Origin of the sequence: Paenibacillus prosopidis (assembly GCF_003337375.1) — a bacterium.
Taxonomy (GTDB): domain Bacteria; phylum Bacillota; class Bacilli; order Paenibacillales; family Paenibacillaceae; genus Pristimantibacillus; species Pristimantibacillus prosopidis.
Map to the genome: position 1 here is coordinate 61,417 of NZ_QPJD01000006.1, position 21,341 is coordinate 82,757.

A 21,341-nucleotide genomic window follows, 5' to 3' on the forward strand; every position below is an offset into this window, starting at 1 on the left:
AGGATTGGAAACGGATACGGAACTCAAACTTCAAAGCAGCATGACCCTGAGGCAGACAGGCAATCGATTATGGAAGGAAATCGTAAAGCATAAGTACCTGTATATACTTGTAGCTCCCGTTGTTATTTTTTACATTGTATTCACCTACATTCCTATGTATGGAATTGTACTCGCTTTCAAAGAATTCGACTATTCCAAGGGAATACTCGGAAGCCCATGGAATAACTTTCAAAACTTTAACGAAGTATTCGCCAACCCGGATTTTCGGGTCGCCTTTCGCAATACGTTACTGATCAGTTTAGGGAGGCTAATCATCGAATTTCCGGTTCCGATTGTCCTTGCCTTGCTGCTGAATGAAATATCGAAAGGCCGGATGACGCGTATTTTTCAAACGGTTTTTACTTTTCCGCATTTTATCAGCTGGGTTGTATTAAGCGGAATTGTTGTCGGGATCTTCAACGATCAGGGCTTATACAATCAAATATTAACGGTTCTGGGGATAGAGAAAACATCCGTATTGACGGATGGCCCAGGATTCACGGCTGTATTGTTTCTATCAAACATTTGGAAAGAGGCGGGCTGGTCGTGCATTCTTTATTTGGCGGCAATCGCGGGAATCAATCCGGAGCTGTATGAAGCGGCTTCCGTCGATGGCGCGAATCGGTTTCAACAAATGAAAGCGATCACTTGGCCGGTGTTGAAATCGACCGCAGCCGTACTCCTGATTTTGGCCGTAGGCAACATCATGAACGGCGGATTTGATCAAATCTTTAACATGTACAATCCCGCCGTTTATGATTACGCGGATATTCTGGACACTTATGTATATCGCAGCGCATTTACGGATGCGACAGGGTTCGGGTTTTCGACGACCGTTGGGCTTCTGAAGTCCGTGATCAATTTCGCTCTGCTGTTCGGCGCCAATTACCTTGTCAAAACCATTGGAAAGGAGGAGGGTTTGTAAGTGAAGAACAAAATGAGTTTGGCCAATCTGATCATAACCATTTTTCTTTCAATCCTGGCATTCATTGCTTTGTTTCCTTTTTATCAAACGATTATGCTTTCGTTTTCTACGGTTACCGATGTCGGTTCAGGCAAGCTGTTTCTGTTTCCGTCAACGTTCGATTTGTCATCCTATAAGTTCTTATTACTCGAAGGGAAGGTTACTCAAGGGCTAATCATATCCGTGATCGTAACCATAGCTGGAACCGTTATGAGCTTGATCGTAACGACCGCCGGAGCCTATGCTTTGTCCAAAAAAACCTTGCCCGGCAGAAACCTTATCTTTAATGGCATTATCTTTACGATGTTTTTCTCCGGCGGTTTAATCCCGTATTTTCTTACGCTGCAAAAGCTTCATTTTCAAAACAGTCTGCTTGTTATGATCATTCCTCTGGCCGTTAATACCTTTTACCTTATTTTGATGAAAAACTTTTTCAATACGATTTCACCGTCTTTGGAGGAATCGGCCAGAATCGACGGAGCGCAGGATATTACGATTCTGGTGCGGATTGTAGTGCCCGTATCCATGCCTATCATTGCGACGATGATCCTGTTCTATGCCGTAGACCGGTGGAACGAATGGTGGGTGCCTACGCTCTTTATTAACGATACGAAATTGTATCCGCTTCAATTGGTCTTGCGAAATGCATTAACGAACATGAGCCAAATTATTGGCAACGCAGCGGGCTCTCAACTGGCGGCGGGTACACAGAACATTTATGGAGATTCCGTCAGATCCGCAATGATTGTTATTTCCGCCGTCCCGATTATATTGGTATATCCGTTTATCCAGAAGTATTTTGCTAAAGGCATCATGATCGGATCGATCAAAGGTTAATAATATTAGCGAAAGCTTTTATTATATATAAAATGATAAAGGGTGAGTCTTCGTGAGAAAAGGCAAAACGATTGTCATGGCAGTTTCCTTAATTCTGGCAGCGGTAATTGCAGGCTGCAGCAGCAACAGCAATGAACCCAAAGAACCGGCAGCTTCAAACGCAGCTGAAAACTCCAATTCGGGAGGGGAAGCATCAACGAACAATGAGGCTGCTGCGCCAGTAGAGCTCAGCGTCTCATTGATGGGGATCCAGGACGGATTTGACGCGCAAGGAGCCAAGGAAGACAAGATCTTCAACGATCTGCAGAAGAAATTTAATGTGACGATCAAGCCTGTTCAGGTTACATGGAACGATTGGCAGGAAAAGGCGAAGGTATGGGCCGCATCCGGGCAGCTGCCTGACATATTCCCGAATGCAATCGCGGTGGAGAATCCAGCTCTGTATGCTTCGTGGGCGAAACAAGGCGTTATTAAAGCGCTTCCGGACGATTTGAGCAAATATCCAAATCTGGCCAGAATCATGGAGCTTCCGTCCATTCAGCCGCTGAAGGTGGATGGAAAGTTCTATACCGTGCCTCGAATGACCTACAATGATTCGAGCGATTGGATTTTGGACAGACCGATCCTATACCGCAAGGATTGGGCCGCGCAAGCAGGCTTTACATCGGAGCCGCAAAGCTTCGACGAATTCGTCGCAATGGTCAAGGCTGTGCAAAAACAGCATCCTGGAACGGTTGGAATCGCGATTATGAATAAAGATTACTTGAATACATTATTCCTGCCAACATTCCCTGAAATGTCCAACAAGAAGAGCTGGACGAATGAGAACGGCAAATGGGTGCCTTCCTTTGCCTCGTCTAAAATCAATGACGGTATCAAGCAGTTAAGACAGCTTTATACGGAAGGTTTGTTGGACAAGGATTTCGCGATCCAAAAAGAAGCGGACGGCTTTACGAAATTCATGAACGGCCAAGCGTTTATTTCCCTCGGCGGAACGTTTACGAACCCCGCTAACGTCGAAACGTTCAATAAAGCGAATCCAGGCGTCAATATTGCGTCGGTCGGGCTCATGAACATTTGGCCTGCGGCGGATGGAAACCGGTATACGTTTGTTGAAACGCCATTCTGGTCCGAGACGTACTTCAGCAACAAATTGGATGACGAAACATTCGACAGAGCGCTTCAATTGATTGATTATATGTCCTCGGAAGAATACTCCGCTTTGGCAGTAAACGGTATTTTGGACACGGACTACAAAATGGAGGGCGACAAAGCGGTTTCGCTGCTGAAAGGCGACGAAACGCTGCAGAAGAAATACCCGGTCAATTCCGCGATCGGCTTCCTGGCGCAATGGAACGGCGCATTCGGCAAAGCGGGTAAAGCGGTTGTCAATCCGAACCCGGACGTCGCGGCTTGGCAGGCCTATGACCACGATATGTTCGTGAAGTTCAAGCAAGAGGATAAGCCGGCGCCAATCAATTTTGATATTATGTTGATGTCTACACCGGCGAAGGACAAGCTTGTCGTAAATGTGATGGATGATCTTATTAAAGTCATCCTGGAGAAGGGCGATCCTGTTGAAATGTGGAACGCTACGGTTAAAGGCTATGATGCCAAGGGGCTGCAAGAGGCGATTGCCGAAGTCAATGCAAAGGCTGCGGAACTGGGTATTAAATAAAGATGATTCGACATGGGATGTAACATATCTCGCCCGGGATGTTACATCCCATCTTTAACAGAATTATGGAAGCGGTTTCATTGAAATCGGAAAATGGCGATACTATGATGCACGGCATGCTGTCGTAACCCGCGAGGGGGTGATTAATGAAGTTTAGCTTTTGATTTAAATGATTAATATTAAAAGGAGTTGAAAGTATGTTTAAAAGTTCATGGTTTAACAGAAGTAAAAAGAGGTCTAAACTGTTTACTTTTCTGCTTGCGTTTTTATTAGCCTTCACTACAATGACGGTAAACTTTCCTACAAATGTTGAAGCGGCTACTACATTAACGACATATCCGGCCCCCGCGGGTGCCACCCTTAACACCGACTTTACTGTAAAAGTCCGTGTACCGGGTGGAGCATGGCAGGACCTGGATGAATATCGAACGAGAATTGGGGCGCCAACTAGAGCCACCTATGCATCATTTGTTTATTTCGATACGGACGGTCCGGTAGAACTATCTGTGACCGCTAATGCCGGAACGGTAACATCGGCTGAAGTCCGGCCATTGCATCGTAATATTACTCCCGCGATCAATGGCAATACAATGACCTTTACTATATCCGGTCCCCAGAAGCTTGTCTTTGATGTTAATGGGAATGTTGACAGTAATCTGATGATTTTTGCCAATCCATTAGAAGTTAATCCGCCAAGCCCTACCGACCCTGATGTCATTTACCTTGGTCCTGGTCTTTATACTCAAAACTACAAAGTGCCTAGTGGCAAGACTCTTTACATTGCCGGCGGAGCGGTCGTCCAAGGAGGAGTGACTTTAGCTAATGTCACGAATGCCAAGGTTATTGGGCGTGGAGTTCTAGATCGCCCCTCAAACTCTGCCATAGACATCCTTTTTTCCAACAATATCACAGTTGATGGTATCATATTTAACGACTACAATAACGCGAACAGCGGCGGCAACGGTATTCTTATCGGAAATTCCACCAATGTCTCAGTAAATAATGTTAAAGTATTAGCTTTCCAGAGATGGTCTGATGGTATTGATACTTATTGCGCTTCCAATGTTTCCATCAATGACGTATTTGTTCGCTCAGGAGATGATTCCATTTCTGTATACGCTTCTCGATGGACGTTCTCGGGAAATACTACCAATATCAGTGTCACAAACTCTATTCTCATGCCGGGCAAAGCCCATCCGATCAATATAGGGACCCATGGCAATCCGGGTTCACCTGGCGGCGGAGATATGATAGATACACTCAACTTTTCGAATCTGGACATCTTGACGTATAACCCGTTAAGCGCCGGTTTACCATTACAAACGTCCTTAACCGCCAGCGATGGAAGTCTGATATCCGATGTAAATTTCACGGATATTCGGATAGACGATGCCGTTGTAAATAAGTTTATCGATATCAAAACTTTTAAAAATCCGGGTTATGGTCTTGGAGTGGGGCGTGGAATTAATAATGTCTATTTCAAGAATATTTCCTATACCGGTTCTAATAGCATCGCTAACGAAATTTTCGGCAATAGCTCCACCCGCTTGACACAGGATATAACATTTGAAAATTTGAAAGTGAACGGGAATGTAGTCCAGAATGCTGCTGATGGAAATTTCAGTATCGGCAATTTTGCCAACAATATTAATTTCATCGCTTCCGGTGCTACTCCGCCATCAACGACACCGATTCCGCATTATGCTCCAATCAATCTGGCCTTGAAAAAGGCTGCCAGTGCGGATAGTTGGCAGACAGGCAGTCCGGCTGCCAGTGGAAACGACGGCAACGAAACGACCCGCTGGACGGCGAATGATGGAAATACCGGCCATTCGTGGACGGTTGACCTTGGTTCAAGCATGAATATCACACGCGGCACTCAGGTTAAATGGGAATTCGGCGGCGGCGGATATAAGTATAAGATTGAAACCTCAAATGATAATACGAACTGGAAATTAAAGGTTGATAAAACCAATAATACTAGCACGGATCAGACGCAATCCGATATCTTTTACGATACAGCCCGGTATGTCCGTATTACCGTGACCGGATTGCCAAGCGTTGGCTGGGCCAGCTTCAGTGAGTTTAAGGTGTTTGGAGATCCAACCAACTTGGCGTTGAATAAGACCGCAAGTGCGGATAGTTCGCAGTCATCCAATCCAGCATCCTTTGGGGCGGACGGCAATGCTGCAACCCGCTGGAGTGCGAATGATGGCAATACCGGCCATTCGTTAACGGTAAACCTTGGCTCAAGCAGGAATATCACCCATGGTTCCCAAGTGGCGTGGGAAAAGAGCGGCGTATATCAATATAAGATTGAAACATCAACGAATAATACAAACTGGACTACAGTCGTTGACAAGACCGCCAATACCAGCACGGATCAGGTTCAGAACGATTACTTTACCGGTATCGCCCATTATGTCCGTATTACCGTGACCGGACTGCCAAGCGGTTCGAATGCCAGCCTCTACGATTTCATGGTATTTGGAGATCCAACCAATCTGGCATTGAACAAGACTGCAAGTAGCGATAGTTCTCAGACAACGAATCCGGCTAGCAATGCTAACGATGGTAATACTGCAACCAGCTGGATTGCGAATGACGGACTTACCGGCCATTGGTGGATGGTAGACCTAGGCTCAAGCAAGACTATTACTGGTGGCGTCCAGGTGATGTGGCAACAGCCTAGTTCAATTTATTCCTATACGATTGATACATCAATTGATAATACGAATTGGACTACAGTGATTGACCAAACTAATGCTTCGAACAATGCTCAGGTCTACAACAATTTCTTTAACGGTACCGCCCGTTATGTCCGTGTTACCTCGACGGGCTTGCCAAGCGGTATTAATGCCGGCATTTCCGATTTCAAGGTATTTGGAGACACAGGCGAAACCGTGCCGCTCGCACAACTTCCGTTTGACGAGACAAGCGGAACGACGACAAACGATACGACCGGCAACGGCTGGAACGGCACATTGACGGGCGGCGCTAGCTTTGTGGCTGGTAATAGCGGAAACGCAGTTGATTTGGCTGGAACGAACGGCTACGTTGCTCTTCCGACCGGCGTTGTCTCCAAAGCCAGCACAGCTACCATTGCAGCCTGGGTGAATCTGGATACTGCAAGCACCTATTCGCGGATTTTTGATTTCGGTTCCGGAACGTCTACCAATATGTTCCTCACGCCGAAAAATTCCAGCGGTCAAATCCGCTTTGCGATCAAGGTCAATAACTCAAGTGAACAAAGAATTGACGGGCAAGCGGCGCTGCCGACCGGAGGTTGGCATCATGTAGCTGTCACCTTAAACGGCTCGACAGGCACCCTCTACGTTGATGGCGCTCAAGTAGGGATCAATACCGCGATGACCCTGAAACCATCCGATTTAGGAGCTACCACGCAGAATTGGATCGGCCGCTCCCAGTACTCCGATCCTTATCTCGACGGGCTGGTGGACGACTTCCGCATCTATAATCGTGCTTTGACCACTTCGGAAGTCATGCATTTAAAGAAAGGGCAATCCGTGTTTCCGATCGCGGAACTTCCTTTTGACGGAACAACCGGAACGACGGCAACCGATGTTTCCGGCAACGGCTGGGACGGAAGATTGGCCAACAATGCAGGTTGGACGACAGGCCACAGCGGCAACGCAGTGAGCCTGAGCGGAACGAATCAATATGTCGAATTGCCAGCCGGTGTTGTTTCCAGCGCTGACACGATGACCGTTACGGCTTGGGTCAATCTGAATACCGTGACCAACTGGACGAGGATCTTCGATTTCGGTACCGGGACGACCAACTACATGTTCCTGTCGCCGAAAAACGGTTCCACCGGCAATATTCGCTTTGCGATCAAATCCGCTTCGTCAACTGAGGAAGTTATCGACGGAACTGCGGCGTTGGCTGGGAACGGATGGCACCATGTGGCCGTTACCCTGAACGGCTCTACGGGAACACTTTATGTCGATGGCCAGCAGGCAGGCAGCAATACCGCCATGACTATAACACCTGCCATGCTCGGAGCCACGACACGGAATTGGATCGGTCGCTCCCAATTCTCCTCAGATGCTTATCTCAACGGACTGGTGGATGGCTTCCGCGTTTATAATCGTGCTTTATCCGCGTCGGAAGTATTGGCAGTGATGAACGAGTAGAATTCGGTGCTGCCGACACTATCGGGCTTGGCGCTAAGGATAAAGGTTGAATAAGAATTTAAAAAGACGATTTTTCTTTCCCTAAAAGGAAGAAAAAATCGTCTTTTTTATTCCATAAAATGTCTTAGTGTAGTCGGGAGGTGGAAGCACGTACAACCAGTTCTGGTTCTAAATAAACGGTCTTAAGTGAAGCTGGAGCTTCAATTAGTTCAAGAATTGTTGCTGCAATTACGGATGTTATGGTATCGATGGCAACGCCGACAACAGTCATAGGCGTTTCAAGGTCTTCCATCTGAGGCAGGTTGTCATAACTGACAACGGAAATATCCTGCGGAACGCTTAGTCCCTGCTCTCCTATGGCCCGGAGGATGCCTCGTGTCAAATCGATGCCGCCGCTGATGACGGCTGTAGGACGTGTCGTCCGCTCCAGCATTGTACGTGCGGCCATATATCCGTCGTGAAAGTCCAAGCCATTCATCTGAAGAATCGCATCGTTCCTGGCATGTATGCCTAGACGAATTATTTCGTCCCGGAAAGCTTCGATCTTGACGGTCTGCAGCGGATCTTGCGACTGAGGTTCCCCTATAAAGGCTATATCTGTATGACCGAGCCCAACTAAATGACGAACGGCAAGACGAATGGCTTGGCCCCGGTTTACGTCCACTGCGGAAAATGGAGCGTAGCCGGCAGCGCCATAGGTGAGAATCGGAATCTGCAGCGGATTCAAGTGATTAAAGCTGGAAAAACTATCCCTGTCCCCAAAGACGAGTATGGCGTCTACTTGATACCGGCGGAAGGTATCAATCGCAGAATCTAAATTACTTATCGATAGTAATGTGATATAACCTTGCTTTTCGAGTTGTTTATTAATCTTCGTAATGAGGGAGGAAAGTGCAGCTCTTTCGATGGATGGCCATACGACGCCAATCGCCCCGCTTCTTCTGGAGACGAGACTTCGGGCTGCGATATTGGGTTGGTAACCCATCTCCTTCGCGATGGATAGAATATGCTGTTTTGTTTTGTTCTGTACGAGCGGGCTGTCTCTCAATGCCTTAGAGACAGTGGAGAAGCTGACGCCGGCTCGGTCTGCGATGTCTTTAATGGTTACCATGGATTCCCTCCGGAAACACGTGTACGAGTTCTCATTTATGACGTTCACTTTATCATAGAACACATTTTTTGCAAATGAAAGCGGTATATTTTTTCGTATAGACAGTAAAGTAGTATTCGGATATTATGAAAATAACAACGTTGTTAATTTGGATTTAAAGGTGGTTTCCTATGTTTGAATTACAAAATACCGTATCAGTCGTTATCGGAGGCAATGGCGTGTTAGGCAGTGCCATGTCTGCCGCGCTTGCAGAAGCAGGATCAAAAGTGGCGGTTATCGGCAGGGACATGGAGAAAGCTCGTTTAGTATGTGAGCAGATAGAACGAAACGGCGGAACGGCGATTGCATTGAAGGCGGACGCGACTAAGAAAGAGGAGCTGGAGTCGGTTTTAAATGAAGTGCTGTTATGGGGCGGCCGTGTGGATACGCTTGTGAATGCTTCAGGGACGAATAGCGCGACCCCCTTTTTTGATCTGGAAATGGATGAATGGGACCGAATTATGGATGTTAACCTCAAAAGCGTCGTATTGGCAAGTCAAGTGTTTGGTAAAAGGATGATCGAACAGGGAGATGGCGGCTCCATTATTAATATTTCTTCCGTATCATCTTCACCGCCGCTATCTAGAGTATTTACTTACTCGGTATCGAAATCGGGAGTAAATAGCGTAACCCAATATCTGGCACGGGAGTTCGCTCCAAGTAAGGTACGGGTTAACGCGATCATTCCCGGGTTCTTCCCGGCTGAACAAAATAAAAAAATCTTATCGCCTGACAGAATTGAATCAATTATGAATCATACGCCAATGAATCGCTTCGGAGATCCGGAGGAACTTAAGGGAACTGTTGTTTACTTGGCTTCAGCAAAAGCATCATCATTTGTCACCGGGGCTTTGATCCGGGTCGACGGAGGGTTTGGAGCGATGACCATATGAGTGAATTACTTAGAAGTTTAGTTGAAAATACGCCGATTCCGAAACTAGTGAAAATTCGTCAGTCATTTGATGACACGGTACTTGCGGACCCAATCGGAGAATTGATTGAGCGGCTGCGAACTGCTGATTCTATGACTGGAATTACTGCCGGGCAAAGGGTTGCGGTGGCCGTTGGAAGCCGTGGGATTTCCCGAATCGATGAGCTCACAAAGACTGTTATCGACGAGCTGAAAAGAATCGGCGCCGAACCTTTCATTGTGCCATGCATGGGAAGTCACGGGGGAGCGACAGCGGAAGGGCAAACGGAGGTGCTTGCCCATCTTGGTATAGATGAGAAACGCATGGGTTGCCCCGTCCGATCTTCAATGGAGGTTGTAGAGCTGGAGCGTCTGCCAAACGGCTTGCCGGTGTACTGTGACAAAATCGCAGCTACAGAGTCTGATGCCATTATCGTCATTAACCGTATAAAGCCGCATACCGCTTTTCGGGGGGCGATTGAAAGCGGCATGTTCAAGATGATTTCTATCGGACTCGGCAAGCAGAAGGGTGCGGAGGCTTGCCATCAGCTTGGCTTTAAATATATGGCTGAGAATGTACCCGCCATGGCCAGGGTTATGATCGAGAAGCTTCCGATCCGGTTTGGCGTAGCGATTGTTGAAAATGCGTACGACCAAATCTGCCGGATTGAGGTACTCGGAACGGACACGATGGAAGAGAGAGAAAAGGAGCTGTTAATTGAGGCGAAAAGCCGGCTTCCGCAAATCCTTTTCAATGAGTTGGATGTTCTTGTTATTGATTACATCGGCAAGAACATCAGCGGAGATGGAGCGGATCCGAATATCACGGGCAGGTATCCGACGCCTTATGCGCACGGGGGACCTGAAGTGAACAAGATGGTTGTTCTCGATCTGACGCCAGAGTCCCAGGGCAATGCAAACGGAGTGGGCACAGCCGATTTCACGACAAGCAGACTAGTAAGCAAGACGGATTGGCCCGCTACCTACGCCAATGGACTAACCTCTACGGTTTGCGCACCGACGAAACAAGCGACTACGCTTGAGAATGATCGTGATGCCATTAAAGCTGCGATCAAAACCTGCAACATTTTGCATTACACAAAGTGTAAGCTGGTGCGTATTCGCGATACGCTTCATCTTGGAACGATAGAAATTTCCGAATCGCTGCTAGAGGAAGCAAAAAGCAATCCGCGTATTGAAATTTTGGAAGGACCTTACGAGTGGAAGTTCGACGCGGAAGGATTTTTGCCGAAATGAGTGCGGATACAGAATTAGTCATTGCCATTGATATCGGAACGACGAGCACGAAGACGCTGGCAGTCGGCCTAACAGGACAAATTCTCGGCAGTCATTCGATCGAGTACCCTCTGCATACTCCGAGTCCCGGCTATGCCGAGCAGGATCCTGATGTCATCTGCGAGGCTGTAATAGATAGTGTAAGCAAGGTTATGAGGAATGGCGGATTTCGGGCACAGGATATACGCTGTGTTGCCTTCAGCTCAGCAAATCACAGCTTGATACTGCTTGATTCGAAAGGACGTCCGCTCACACCGAGCATCACTTGGGCGGATCAGCGCAGCGCGGCTCAGGCAGAGAGATTGATGAATGACGGATCGGGATTATCGGTCTATTCGCGAACGGGGACGCCGATCCACCCGATGTCGCCGCTCGTCAAGCTGATCTGGTTGAGGGAAGAACGACCGGATCTATTTCATTCCGCACATCATTTCGTCGGTATAAAGGAATATATTTTGAATAAATTATTTGGAATTATGATTATGGACCATTCGATCGCAAGCGCTACCGGTTTATTTAATCTGGAAACGTTGACATGGGACAAGGAAGCTTTAATTCTCGCAGGTATCCGTGAGGATCAACTGCCCCGATTAGTTCCTTCTACGGAGTGTATCGAAGGGCTCAGCAGGGAAACGGCTGAACGGATGGGACTTGGAACGGACACGACATTCATCGTCGGGGCGCAGGACGGCGTACTGGCCAATCTTGGGATTGGCGCGGTGGAGGATGGGGTTCTGGCAGTGACGATTGGCACAAGCGGCGCTGTCCGGACTTCTGTCAGTCGACCGACCTTTGACGCAGAAGGGAAGCTGTTCTGCTACGCCTTGACGAAAGATCATTGGATTGTAGGCGGACCTTCCAACAATGGAGCTATCGTAGCCAGGTGGATTTCGGATCGCCTCTACCCCGGGAAACCTATAGATGAGGTGCTTCCTTTAGCTGGCGCTGTGCCTCCGGGATCAGACGGACTGCTCTTTCTACCTCTTTTATCGGGTGAACGAGCTCCCTTCTGGGACGCACAAGCCAAAGGAGTGATGTTCGGATTGACACTCGCGCATACGGAGCCGGATATGCTTCGCGCTGCAATGGAAGGCGTTCTGTTTCAAATTACGGCTATCGTTTCTTTAATGAAGCAGGCAGGAGAAAAGCCTAGGGAGGTTCGGGCATCCGGAGGATTTGCCCGTTCAACCATATGGTGCCAGATGATGGCGGATATGCTGGGCGTGCCCGTTCGCGTACCCGAATCCGTAGAAAGCTCAGGTCTCGGAGCCGCTCAGCTTGGGCTGCACGCCATGGATGGCTGCCGCGGTCCGCTGCTGAGGTGGAAGGAGATGGAGGGCAGCCTCTATGGACCTGATTTGACCAATCATAAGCTGTATCAAAGATTACTTCCGCTATATTTAAGCTTATATGACCGATTGAAAGAGCCGATGAGGGAAATATCGAAGTTGCAGCATGCGTCGGTTGGATGTCGTAACTGAAGGAGGGATCAAGATGCATGATAAATACAGCAGGCTGCAGGCGATTCTAACGGAAATGGAATCCGTTGTGGTGGCGTTCTCTGGAGGCGTTGACAGTACTTTTCTTCTGGATGCCGCCATAAAAACACTTGGTAGCAAGCGTGTCTTGGCGGTCACGGCTGACTCGGAAACCTATCCGACAGAAGAGCTTGAGGAGGCTATTCAGCTCGCGAAGCGTATTGGCGCGACTCATAGGGTGATAGAAACGTCTGAGTTAGGTATTCCTGGTTATAAAGAGAACAATGCGAACCGTTGTTATTTTTGCAAGAGGAGTCTATTCGAGCATTTAGAACCTTTCATCAAGGACGGAGCTTACCGCCATATCGTCTACGGGCTAATTGCAGATGACATGAATGAGCATAGGCCAGGGGTTCAGGCGGCGAAGGAACGAGGCGTGCGCGGACCTTTGCAGGAAGCGGGTCTTTATAAAGAGGAAATCCGTGATCTATCTCGAGAGCACGGTCTGCCAACTTGGGATAAGCCATCATTCGCTTGTCTTTCCTCACGAATCGCATACGGCGAGACTATAACGATCGAGAAGCTTGGACGTGTCGGAGAAGCTGAGCGCTATATTCGTTCACTAGGCTTTGGCCAAGTACGAGTCAGAAGCCATGGCGATATCGCCCGAATCGAAGTAGAACCGGGAGCAATGGAGCTGCTTATCAGTCACGCCTCAATCATTTCAGATCGACTGAAAGAGCTTGGTTTTATCTACGTTGCAATGGACCTTTCCGGTTACCGGAGCGGCAGTATGAATAAAGTGCTTGAACTTGGAGGCTCGGCGATATGAATGAGTTTGAGGATCTTGGATTCTGCAAGCTTGACGTGGGGCGCAACGAGCGGACGGGACATCCGGAAGTCGTTTTCGGACAGGGAAAGACGGTTGATCAGGTTGAAACGATCTTCTCACGGCTCGTTGAGATTCATGGCAGGGCGCTTGTCACCCGGGCAACGGCAGAGATGGCGGAACGCGTGATCACGAGGTACCCTGAAGCGCGATACGAAGAAGGATCTCGTCTGATCTCACTGGGTCAATCTGCTCGTAAGCTGCCAGGAAAAGTGGCTGTGCTGACCGGAGGTACATCGGATATCCCGGTAGCGGAGGAAGCGGCAGGGACAGCCGAATGGATGGGCTGCGAGGTCGATCGTATCTTTGACGTAGGTGTCGCTGGAATCGATCGGCTTCTCAGCCAAAAGGACCGGATCCGCGAAGCGTCCGTTGTGATTGGGGTCGCCGGCATGGAGGGCGCCTTAGTGAGTGTAGTCGGAGGACTCGTGCGCAGGCCGGTGATTGCCGTACCGACGTCTGTCGGATACGGCGCAAATTTACAGGGCATTACAACGCTGCTTGCTATGATGACCTCCTGCGCAGCCGGCGTTACGGTAGTCAACATCGATAACGGCTTCGGGGCAGGATTTCAAGCAGCAATGATTTTACAACTGGTAGCGGAGGGCGCTTAAGATGAGGACGGTCTATTTGGATTGTATTTCTGGCATCGCAGGAGATATGGCACTGTCCGCGCTAGTGGACCTTGGCGCAGACCAGGATTATATTATTAGCCATTTAGCGAAACTGCCAATCGATCCATTCACGATGGAATTTGTAAAGGTGGACCGGAGAGGCATTACGGCGAACTGGCTGAAGCTAAACTTTGATCAGAGTAACCAAAAGGAAGGTCATGTAAACCTTCATCATGATCACGCCCACACTCATGACCACACTCATGACCACACTCATGACCACACTCATGACCACACTCATGACCACACTCATGATCACACTCATGATCACGCTTATGATCACACTCATGACCACACTCATGATCACACTCATGATCACACTCATGGTCACACTCATGGTCGCACTCATGATCACCATCATGAGCACTCGCATGAGCATAGAAAAGCTGCTGATATCATTAGAATGATCGAAATTTCAGATCTGCCGGAACGAGTTAAAGAGAGAAGTCTGTCAATTTTTCGTTTGATCGCTGAAGCTGAAGGCAAGATCCATGGCATAGACCCGGCCGACGTTCACTTTCACGAGGTGGGTGCCATGGACTCTATTTTAGACGTCATCGGAGTATGTTTGGCGCTGGAGAGCCTCAATGCCGGCAAAATAATCGTTTCTCCCGTTCCAACAGGCACAGGCAAGCTTCGCATGGCCCACGGCCTCTATCCGATTCCTGCTCCTGCGACCGCAGAACTGCTTCGCGGCGTACCGTTATCTGCTTTTACGGCTGAGGGGGAACTGACAACGCCAACCGGCGCCGGAATCGTCAAAGCGCTGGCCTCTGGCTTTGGTCCTTTGCCCGCAGGGACGATTGACCGAATCGGATATGGCGCAGGCACAAAAAATTTTGATCATCCGAACGTTGTAAGAGCTATTTTATATCAGCAGGAGCAAGAGAAAAATTCCAAAGAGACGATTGTCGTACTCGAAGCGCAGGTGGATGATTCAACGGGGGAGACGCTTGGTTACGCCATGGAAAGGCTGTTCGAAGCAGGGGCTCTCGATGTTTATCATACTCCGGTTTATATGAAAAAAAATCGTCCGGGTGTTCTCGTTACTGTTCTGTGCTATCCAGCGAACAGCGACCGTTGCGAGGAGACGCTGCTTGCAGAAACGTCAACCTTCGGGGTGCGCAGGAGCGAATGGAACCGCAGGGCGCTTGCACGCCAGTGGATTGAGGTGGAAACCCCTTTCGGATCAGTGAGAGTAAAGCAGGCATTGGACGGGGAAAGAATCATTCGCCAATCGCCGGAATACGAGGATGCAGCTCAAGCTGCAAGAACGTTCGGTGTTCCTCTCGAGACCGTCTATCGTGAAGTATATAAACAGTTAAACGGATAGGAGAAGGAGCTGGTGGAGTTTATAGGTTTGTTAGTAGTGTCTATATTATTAGGTCTTCGACATGGCATAGATTTGGATCATGTGGCGGCTTTGGCTGATATTACGGGAGGCGGCTCGGGCTCGAAACAGGAAAGGATGAAGCTGTCTCTATGGTATGCGGGCGGGCATGAGGCAGTCGTTTTCGTTCTCGGCTGCAGTATTATTTTATTTGCATGGAGCGTGCCGATATGGGCCGACCAATGGATGGGCAAGGCGGTAGGCATCACCTTGATCTTCATGGCAATCCTTATTTTGATAGGAAGAAGAAAAGGGAACGGTGCCTATTGGAGTCGCGGGATCGCCGTATTTCAGAAGCTCGGTCGGAGAAACGGTGGGCCGTTTACCTTTACACGGCGGAATGTATTTACAGTTGGAGTCATTCATGGGATTGGCGCGGAAACACCGACTCAGCTTCTGCTGTTAACTACGGTGGCTGGAGCTGCTGCGATTCATCACGGGATTTTTGCGGTTGCGGCCTTCAGCTGCGGTTTACTTATTTCCCATGCGGTCATAGCAATTATAAGTATTTGGTTTCATGATCTAGCGAAAAAAATTCGCCCAATGCTTCCAATTACGATGTATGCCGCTTGCTTATTTAGTTTTGTTCTTGGACTAAGCTATTTAATAGAGTAAGTGCGGTTTTTTTAACAACGTTGTTTTTACAATTATCACTTATGAATGGAACAGCTGAGAAAAGGGGAAATGATAATGACTACTCAAACGGATATTAGTTTGTCTGATCTTCGGGAGACGGTTGAGCGCCTGGCTCTTAACATGCCCGTCACCGATATGCATACACATTTATACGCGCCTGAATTTGGAAATTTGCTGTTGTGGGGCATAGATGAATTACTAACCTACCATTATTTGATTTCAGAATCTTTCAGGTGGTCAGAGGAGGAATACAGTCACTTCTGGTCTATGTCAAAGCGCGAGCAAGCGGACTGGATATGGAAATTGCTATTCCTTGACCATTCTCCAGTAAGTGAGGCAGCTACCGGCTTCATTACTATTCTCAAACGGCTTGGATTTGACGTATCCTCGCGTAACCTGGACGATTACCGTCAGGCACTCGAAAAACGGACGGTACATGAACAGGTCGATACGGTGATGCAAATCGCGGGAATCGAAAAAATCGTCATGACTAATGACCCGTTCGACCCCGTGGAACGTCTTGTCTGGCAGTCAGGCAAAGGTAAAACGGATCCCCGTTTTTACGCAGCGCTTCGGGTTGATGCATTGCTGGGTGACTGGCCTCACGCTGTAAGCGAGCTTCAAAGTCTTGGTTATGATGTTCAGGCTGAGTGGACAGAACGGACGAAAGAGGAAACTCGCCGTTTTCTATCGGAATGGATCATTCGCATGGATGCGCTCTACCTTGCCGTTTCAATGCCAGGCGATTTCAAATATCCAGCCGGTGATCATCGAAGCAAAATGATAGATGAGGTTATGATTCCAGTATGCCAAGAGCTAAATATTCCGTTTGCGCTTATGATTGGTGTTCGGAGAAAAGTGAATCCATCACTGCGATTGGCAGGCGATATGAGTATGCTGTCTGACGTGTCGGCAGTTGAAGCGTTATGCCGCCGATATCCGGAACAGAAGTTTCTTGTCACTATGCTGGCAAGAGAAAACCAGCATGAATTGACGGTCCTTGCCCGTAAGTTCCGTAATCTGATGATTTTCGGCTGTTGGTGGTTTCTGCACATCGAGTCGATGGTCGAAGAAATGACGCGATTCCGCTTAGAGCTTCTCGGTACTTCGATGATTCCTCAGCACTCTGACTGTCGTGTGTTCGAACAACTGATCTATAAATGGGAGCATTCCAGAAGAATCATCGGGAATGTGCTGGCGGACAAATACGAGAAGCTGCATCAAAGCGGTTGGAACGTTACAGAAGAGGAAATAAAAAGAGATTTGAATGATATGCTTAACCGGAACTTCTGGCGCTTTCTTGGCAAGGAGCAATAACAGGCAAGAGATAGATTTATGTCAAAATGGCGCAACAAAACCTGACAATTATAAATAGTGGATACTACGTTCAATTTATGAGCATATATCAAAAAAAGCAATCAAGATAATAATCCAGAAGGATTAATTTTTGTTCGTTATCGTGGCGCTCGCAAAGGAAGGTTTCACTTAATGCTCAGATTTACGAAAAATTTTAGTTGCACTTGATTGAACGGGAGTTATGTTGAATACATAAGGAATCCCTTTTATATTAGGAGTCATATTAATGCGTACTCAGGAAGCAAAGAAGGTTTTTCCTTCGTTGCTTCTTTTTTATTATTGTCTATTTACAGAACTAATAAATAGGTGTGCTATTACATCAGTACACTGATACAGTAGTTTTATTAAGAAGGAGAGATTTGGATGAGGGCATGGGTAGCTTTATTAAAAAGAGATTTTAAATTAACAAGAACCGTATTTTTCGTAGGACTAGTAATTAATGTATTAATTGCAATGTTGACGATATATTTGGGGATGAAAGCAGAGAATACTTTACTTATGTTCATACCTGTAGTAGCTGCTGTTGTTTTTCATGTTTTTTATGTTCCGATTATTGTGTTTATCAGTTTGAAAACTGAGGCAAATCAGCTACATTTATGGCTGCATAATCCCCAATCGGCTTCTACATTGCTAATTAGTAAAATAGTGGACGGGCTGATTATGATAGTTATTTCACTATTGATGTTATATGTGATGTCTGGATTGTTGATGATTATACCCAAGTTCAGCTTAATTGAAGCGGATTGGACTGATACTTGGATCTCGGGATTATTGATATTTCCTCATATTATTCTGATTTCTATTATGACTGGCGTGTTGGTGATGTTTTTTTGGGCCCTATATCAATTCCTTAAATTTAAGATCGGGCGTTGGAGTTTGTTGGTAGTTATTGGCACGGTCATCCTTTCTGGATGGATAGTTGCCTTGTTCGAAAGCACTAAACTATATATATTATTGACGCAATGGGGAAGCATGGGGATTAATTTTAATTTTTCGACTTTTTCATTGGATCCTATACAAGTATATACGGGAGAATATTTCTATAACTTCATTATTATCATTGGATTATTCTTTCTGAGCGCTTGGATCATTGACAACAAAGTTGAGGTGTAACGATGGATGAATTTAATGCTTCAAAGCCAATTTATCTGCAATTAGCGGATCGAATCAATCGACAGATTGTAAGCAAAGAATTGAAAGCAGGTGAGAAGCTTCCTTCTGTCCGTGATATGGGGATAAAATACAGCGTGAATCCAAACACAATTCAACGTACTTACAGTGAGTTGGAGCGTGAGGGTATCCTGGAAACAAAAAGAGGTCAAGGTACATTTGTTACGGAACAAGAAGATCGTTTGGTTCAACTACGTGATAATTTGAAGCATGAGCAGATTTTATTGTTCGTTCAGGTCATGCAGGAAATGGGATACAGCTCACTTGAGATCATTTCGGGGCTGAAAGACCACTTAAAATTCGATATAGGAGATGAGTAAAGTGATTCAAATGATTAATGTTTCTAAAAAATATATGAAACAGTCCGCACTTAAGGATATTTCATTAACTTTACCCATAGGTAAAATCATTGGCATCGTGGGCGAGAACGGTTGTGGGAAGTCAACGCTATTGAAGCTTATTGCCGGACTATCGCTCCCGACAAGTGGAAGAGTAACCGTCAATGGTGAGACTGCCAATCGAAGAATCTGCAAAGTAGTTTCTTATTTATCGGAGCTTGATTCTTTAAATTATATATTTACAGTAAGAGAAGCGTTGGATTTTCAGGCTTCACAATTTACTGACTTTAACATGGCTAAAGCGGAAGAAATCATGAAGTTTATGCAGCTGGAACCGCATATGAAAATTAAAAATCTCTCGAAAGGAAATCTTGGTCGATTAAAAATCATACTTACTCTGGCCAGAGAAGTACCGTACATTCTGATGGATGAACCATTGTCCGGACTTGACCCTATGGTGCGAGAATCTATCATTAAAGGAATGATTTCTTATGTTGACTTGGAATCTCAGACATTAATCATGACGAGCCATGAGATTACGGAAATCGAATCCATACTAGATTGCTTCATAGCGATCAGAGACGGCTCATTACTTAGAATGGCTGATGTGGAGGAATTACATGAATCAGAGGGTCTTGGTGTCACGGATTGGATGAAAAAGACTTATGTTTAATCAAAGAAATTGTACGATCAAATTTAAAGTATCTATAGTGCAAGTTTATCATTTTCAAATAAAAGGAGAGATTTAGAATGAATGAGGTCTCGTTGTTTCGTCTTTATTTTCTGAGGGCGTTTTACCTTCTTGTCGTGGTGGGGCTTGGTATCGTGGTATGGCCTGGAGTCATCCACCACGAAAAGCCGTGGGAACTGATGGAAGGAGTGGTACAGTGCATGCTGGTCGCCTTTTGGGCGCTGTCAGTCCTGGGACTGAGGTATCCGCTTCAGATGCTGCCTGTGCTTCTGTGGGAATTGGTGTGGAAGTCGATCTGGCTGATCGTCGTTGCGCTCCCACTGTGGTCCGCCGGTCAAATGGACGAGTCAACATGGGCGGTGGCCTCATCCTGCTTGTTGGTCGTGATTCTTCCTTTCGTCATTCCTTGGCGCTTTGTGTTTGCAAACTACGTGAAGAAGCGCGGAGATCGGTGGCGCTGAGGGGAAATGGACATCGCAGCTCGCGGATGTCTCTGATAGCCGGAGAACGACGCGAACGGCTTATCCAAAAGAAAACGAAGAGCATTTTCCGCCGTTCTTCTGAAACCTTTCCGCCACATGCTGCGTCTTACCCTTCAAAGGAGTTGAGAGGCATGAGAAAACGGAAGGGGTTTCTTTTTCTCGTTTTGATGTGCATGGTGTCGTTATTAGTAGCATGCGGGCAAAGCAGCGGTTCAGCCGAACCGAATGAGGAGACGACAGCGGTCAAAGTGATTGACAAGGGGCGCCTGATACAGAAAGAAGCGGGCACTTGGTTAATTACGGCTTACATCGAGAAGGAAGGAAATGCTTATATCGATGCCTATTGGTTCACGCTGACGGAACAAACCGTGCTGGAGAACGGCAGCGGGGAAAGGATATCGCCCGATACGATCCCGGTCGGCGCTCAGCTTGAGGCTTGGCACAGCGGAGAGGTCCGGGAATCATACCCGGCGCAGACCGATGCCGCCAAAATCGTCTTATTCGAAGAGACGCAGGATGTGCCCGATGGTATGATTAGCGAATCGGAAGCGGTACAGGCCGCTTTGCAAGCGAGAAGCGGATCAACGTTCGCAAGGGCTGTCAAGAATGCAGCGCTGGATACGGAGAATGGATACTGGAGCGTGGAGCTTGCGGAGCATATGACCGCCGATCAACCGGCCACCGTAAAGATTGACGCCCGCACAGGCATGCCCGTTCCCGTTCCCGTGGCGGAGAACAAAGCGTTCCGCGTCTTTTCTCCCGAGCCTGGGACGGAGTCCGGTCACACCTTCACAGTCGAAGGCGAAGCCCGCGTATTCGAAGCCGCTTTTAGCTGGACGCTGGAAGACGGGCACAATATTTTAGCCGAAGGACATGAAATGGCCGAGATGGGGGCGCCGGAATGGGGCCGTTTCCAATTCGACGTCAGCTACGAGAAGGCTTCACAGTCCAATATAATGTTAATCTTGTTCGTTCACAGCGCCAAGGACGGAAGCACGGAGCATGAGCTTGTCATCCCGCTGAAGGTGCCCGAGGAGCTCATCCAATATACACCGGAGTGACGGCACAGAACCGGGCTGTACAAACAAAAGCGGAGAAATCGAGGTAGAGACGGTGTGCGGGTATACCGAATATTTATCCGGCATGAACGAGGCTGATGATTTACCCAGAATGGTCCCGATGATGTCAAAATCAATCGGGACCATT

18 protein-coding genes are annotated in these 21,341 nt (G+C 47.4%); 17 read left to right on the forward strand and 1 reads right to left on the reverse strand.

From position 1 onward, the window contains the following. Window positions 1-4: 4 nt before the first annotated feature. The 4 genes from DFP97_RS10700 to DFP97_RS10715 all read left to right on the forward strand — a co-directional run bounded on the left by DFP97_RS10700 (window position 5) and on the right by DFP97_RS10715 (window position 7,675). Entirely contained in the window at window positions 5-964 is a 960-nt protein-coding gene (locus tag DFP97_RS10700) for an ABC transporter permease (protein ID WP_245976097.1), read from the forward strand. Beyond that, window positions 965-1,840 carry a carbohydrate ABC transporter permease gene (locus DFP97_RS10705; RefSeq protein ID WP_114379992.1) on the forward strand — a complete coding sequence of 292 codons (876 nt, stop codon included), beginning with the start codon at window positions 965-967 and terminating at the stop codon, window positions 1,838-1,840. A 52-nt stretch (window positions 1,841-1,892) separates the two neighbouring features. After that, window positions 1,893-3,518, forward strand: a complete 1,626-nt coding sequence (locus DFP97_RS10710) for an extracellular solute-binding protein (RefSeq protein ID WP_114379993.1) — start codon at window positions 1,893-1,895, stop codon at window positions 3,516-3,518. A gap of 197 nt (window positions 3,519-3,715) precedes the next feature. Then, window positions 3,716-7,675 carry a LamG-like jellyroll fold domain-containing protein gene (locus tag DFP97_RS10715; RefSeq protein WP_114379994.1) on the forward strand — a complete coding sequence of 1,320 codons (3,960 nt, stop codon included), beginning with the start codon at window positions 3,716-3,718 and terminating at the stop codon, window positions 7,673-7,675. A 124-nt stretch (window positions 7,676-7,799) separates the two neighbouring features. On the opposite strand, the gene DFP97_RS10720 is transcribed toward DFP97_RS10715, so the two are convergent. Then, window positions 7,800-8,786 (reverse strand): LacI family DNA-binding transcriptional regulator, encoded by a 987-nt coding sequence (locus DFP97_RS10720; protein WP_114379995.1) that lies wholly within the window; start codon window positions 8,784-8,786, stop codon window positions 7,800-7,802. 170 nt (window positions 8,787-8,956) lie between these two features. On the opposite strand from DFP97_RS10720, the gene DFP97_RS10725 reads away from it, so the two are divergent. The 13 genes from DFP97_RS10725 (at window position 8,957) to DFP97_RS10785 (ending at window position 21,196) form a co-directional block, all read left to right on the forward strand. Next, the gene (locus tag DFP97_RS10725; protein ID WP_114379996.1) at window positions 8,957-9,718 is read left to right on the forward strand and encodes an SDR family oxidoreductase; all 762 of its coding nucleotides are present in this window, start codon (window positions 8,957-8,959) and stop codon (window positions 9,716-9,718) included. Beyond that, window positions 9,715-10,992, forward strand: coding sequence for a nickel pincer cofactor-dependent isomerase, group 22 (locus DFP97_RS10730; RefSeq protein WP_114379997.1), 1,278 nt, complete (start codon window positions 9,715-9,717; stop codon window positions 10,990-10,992). Before DFP97_RS10725 ends, DFP97_RS10730 begins: the two co-directional genes overlap by 4 nt. After that, the gene (locus DFP97_RS10735; RefSeq protein ID WP_114379998.1) at window positions 10,989-12,512 is read left to right on the forward strand and encodes a gluconokinase; all 1,524 of its coding nucleotides are present in this window, start codon (window positions 10,989-10,991) and stop codon (window positions 12,510-12,512) included. The genes DFP97_RS10730 and DFP97_RS10735 overlap by 4 nt, the downstream gene beginning before the upstream one ends. A gap of 13 nt (window positions 12,513-12,525) precedes the next feature. Next, on the forward strand, window positions 12,526-13,341 hold the full coding sequence (gene larE / locus DFP97_RS10740; protein ID WP_114379999.1) for an ATP-dependent sacrificial sulfur transferase LarE: 816 nt from the start codon (window positions 12,526-12,528) through the stop codon (window positions 13,339-13,341). Beyond that, entirely contained in the window at window positions 13,338-14,012 is a 675-nt protein-coding gene (gene larB, locus DFP97_RS10745; RefSeq protein WP_114380000.1) for a nickel pincer cofactor biosynthesis protein LarB, read from the forward strand. Before larE ends, larB begins: the two co-directional genes overlap by 4 nt. A gap of 1 nt (window position 14,013) precedes the next feature. Then, window positions 14,014-15,405, forward strand: a complete 1,392-nt coding sequence (larC, locus tag DFP97_RS10750) for a nickel pincer cofactor biosynthesis protein LarC (RefSeq protein ID WP_114380001.1) — start codon at window positions 14,014-14,016, stop codon at window positions 15,403-15,405. Between the two features lie 12 nt (window positions 15,406-15,417). Further along, window positions 15,418-16,077: a hypothetical protein gene (locus DFP97_RS10755; RefSeq protein ID WP_114380002.1), complete on the forward strand. Its 660-nt coding sequence runs from the start codon at window positions 15,418-15,420 to the stop codon at window positions 16,075-16,077. 75 nt (window positions 16,078-16,152) lie between these two features. Then, a complete protein-coding gene (locus DFP97_RS10760) occupies window positions 16,153-17,415 on the forward strand; it encodes a glucuronate isomerase (protein WP_114380003.1) in 1,263 nt (420 codons plus the stop codon). Between the two features lie 402 nt (window positions 17,416-17,817). Then, window positions 17,818-18,567, forward strand: coding sequence for a hypothetical protein (locus tag DFP97_RS10765; protein WP_114380004.1), 750 nt, complete (start codon window positions 17,818-17,820; stop codon window positions 18,565-18,567). Window positions 18,568-18,569: 2 nt separating this feature from the next. After that, window positions 18,570-18,944: a GntR family transcriptional regulator gene (locus DFP97_RS10770; RefSeq protein WP_114380005.1), complete on the forward strand. Its 375-nt coding sequence runs from the start codon at window positions 18,570-18,572 to the stop codon at window positions 18,942-18,944. A gap of 10 nt (window positions 18,945-18,954) precedes the next feature. Beyond that, on the forward strand, window positions 18,955-19,635 hold the full coding sequence (locus DFP97_RS10775) for an ATP-binding cassette domain-containing protein (protein WP_342773268.1): 681 nt from the start codon (window positions 18,955-18,957) through the stop codon (window positions 19,633-19,635). Window positions 19,636-19,712: 77 nt separating this feature from the next. Beyond that, entirely contained in the window at window positions 19,713-20,114 is a 402-nt protein-coding gene (locus DFP97_RS10780; RefSeq protein WP_114380007.1) for a hypothetical protein, read from the forward strand. 152 nt (window positions 20,115-20,266) lie between these two features. Next, a complete protein-coding gene (locus DFP97_RS10785) occupies window positions 20,267-21,196 on the forward strand; it encodes a Gmad2 immunoglobulin-like domain-containing protein (RefSeq protein ID WP_181873462.1) in 930 nt (309 codons plus the stop codon). Window positions 21,197-21,341: the final 145 nt, after the last annotated feature.

Bases quoted from the DNA above. Each gene is read 5' to 3' on its own strand.
- DFP97_RS10715 (WP_114379994.1), top strand. From the start codon at position 3,716: ATGTTTAAAAGTTCATGGTTTAACAGAAGTAAAAAGAGGTCTAAACTG.
- DFP97_RS10720 (WP_114379995.1), bottom strand. From the start codon at position 8,786: ATGGTAACCATTAAAGACATCGCAGACCGAGCCGGCGTCAGCTTCTCC.
- DFP97_RS10725 (WP_114379996.1), top strand. From the start codon at position 8,957: ATGTTTGAATTACAAAATACCGTATCAGTCGTTATCGGAGGCAATGGC.
- DFP97_RS10730 (WP_114379997.1), top strand. From the start codon at position 9,715: ATGAGTGAATTACTTAGAAGTTTAGTTGAAAATACGCCGATTCCGAAA.
- DFP97_RS10735 (WP_114379998.1), top strand. From the start codon at position 10,989: ATGAGTGCGGATACAGAATTAGTCATTGCCATTGATATCGGAACGACG.
- larE (WP_114379999.1), top strand. From the start codon at position 12,526: ATGCATGATAAATACAGCAGGCTGCAGGCGATTCTAACGGAAATGGAA.
- larB (WP_114380000.1), top strand. From the start codon at position 13,338: ATGAATGAGTTTGAGGATCTTGGATTCTGCAAGCTTGACGTGGGGCGC.
- larC (WP_114380001.1), top strand. From the start codon at position 14,014: ATGAGGACGGTCTATTTGGATTGTATTTCTGGCATCGCAGGAGATATG.
- DFP97_RS10760 (WP_114380003.1), top strand. From the start codon at position 16,153: ATGACTACTCAAACGGATATTAGTTTGTCTGATCTTCGGGAGACGGTT.
- DFP97_RS10765 (WP_114380004.1), top strand. From the start codon at position 17,818: ATGAGGGCATGGGTAGCTTTATTAAAAAGAGATTTTAAATTAACAAGA.
- DFP97_RS10770 (WP_114380005.1), top strand. From the start codon at position 18,570: ATGGATGAATTTAATGCTTCAAAGCCAATTTATCTGCAATTAGCGGAT.
- DFP97_RS10775 (WP_342773268.1), top strand. From the start codon at position 18,955: ATGATTAATGTTTCTAAAAAATATATGAAACAGTCCGCACTTAAGGAT.
- DFP97_RS10780 (WP_114380007.1), top strand. From the start codon at position 19,713: ATGAATGAGGTCTCGTTGTTTCGTCTTTATTTTCTGAGGGCGTTTTAC.
- DFP97_RS10785 (WP_181873462.1), top strand. From the start codon at position 20,267: ATGAGAAAACGGAAGGGGTTTCTTTTTCTCGTTTTGATGTGCATGGTG.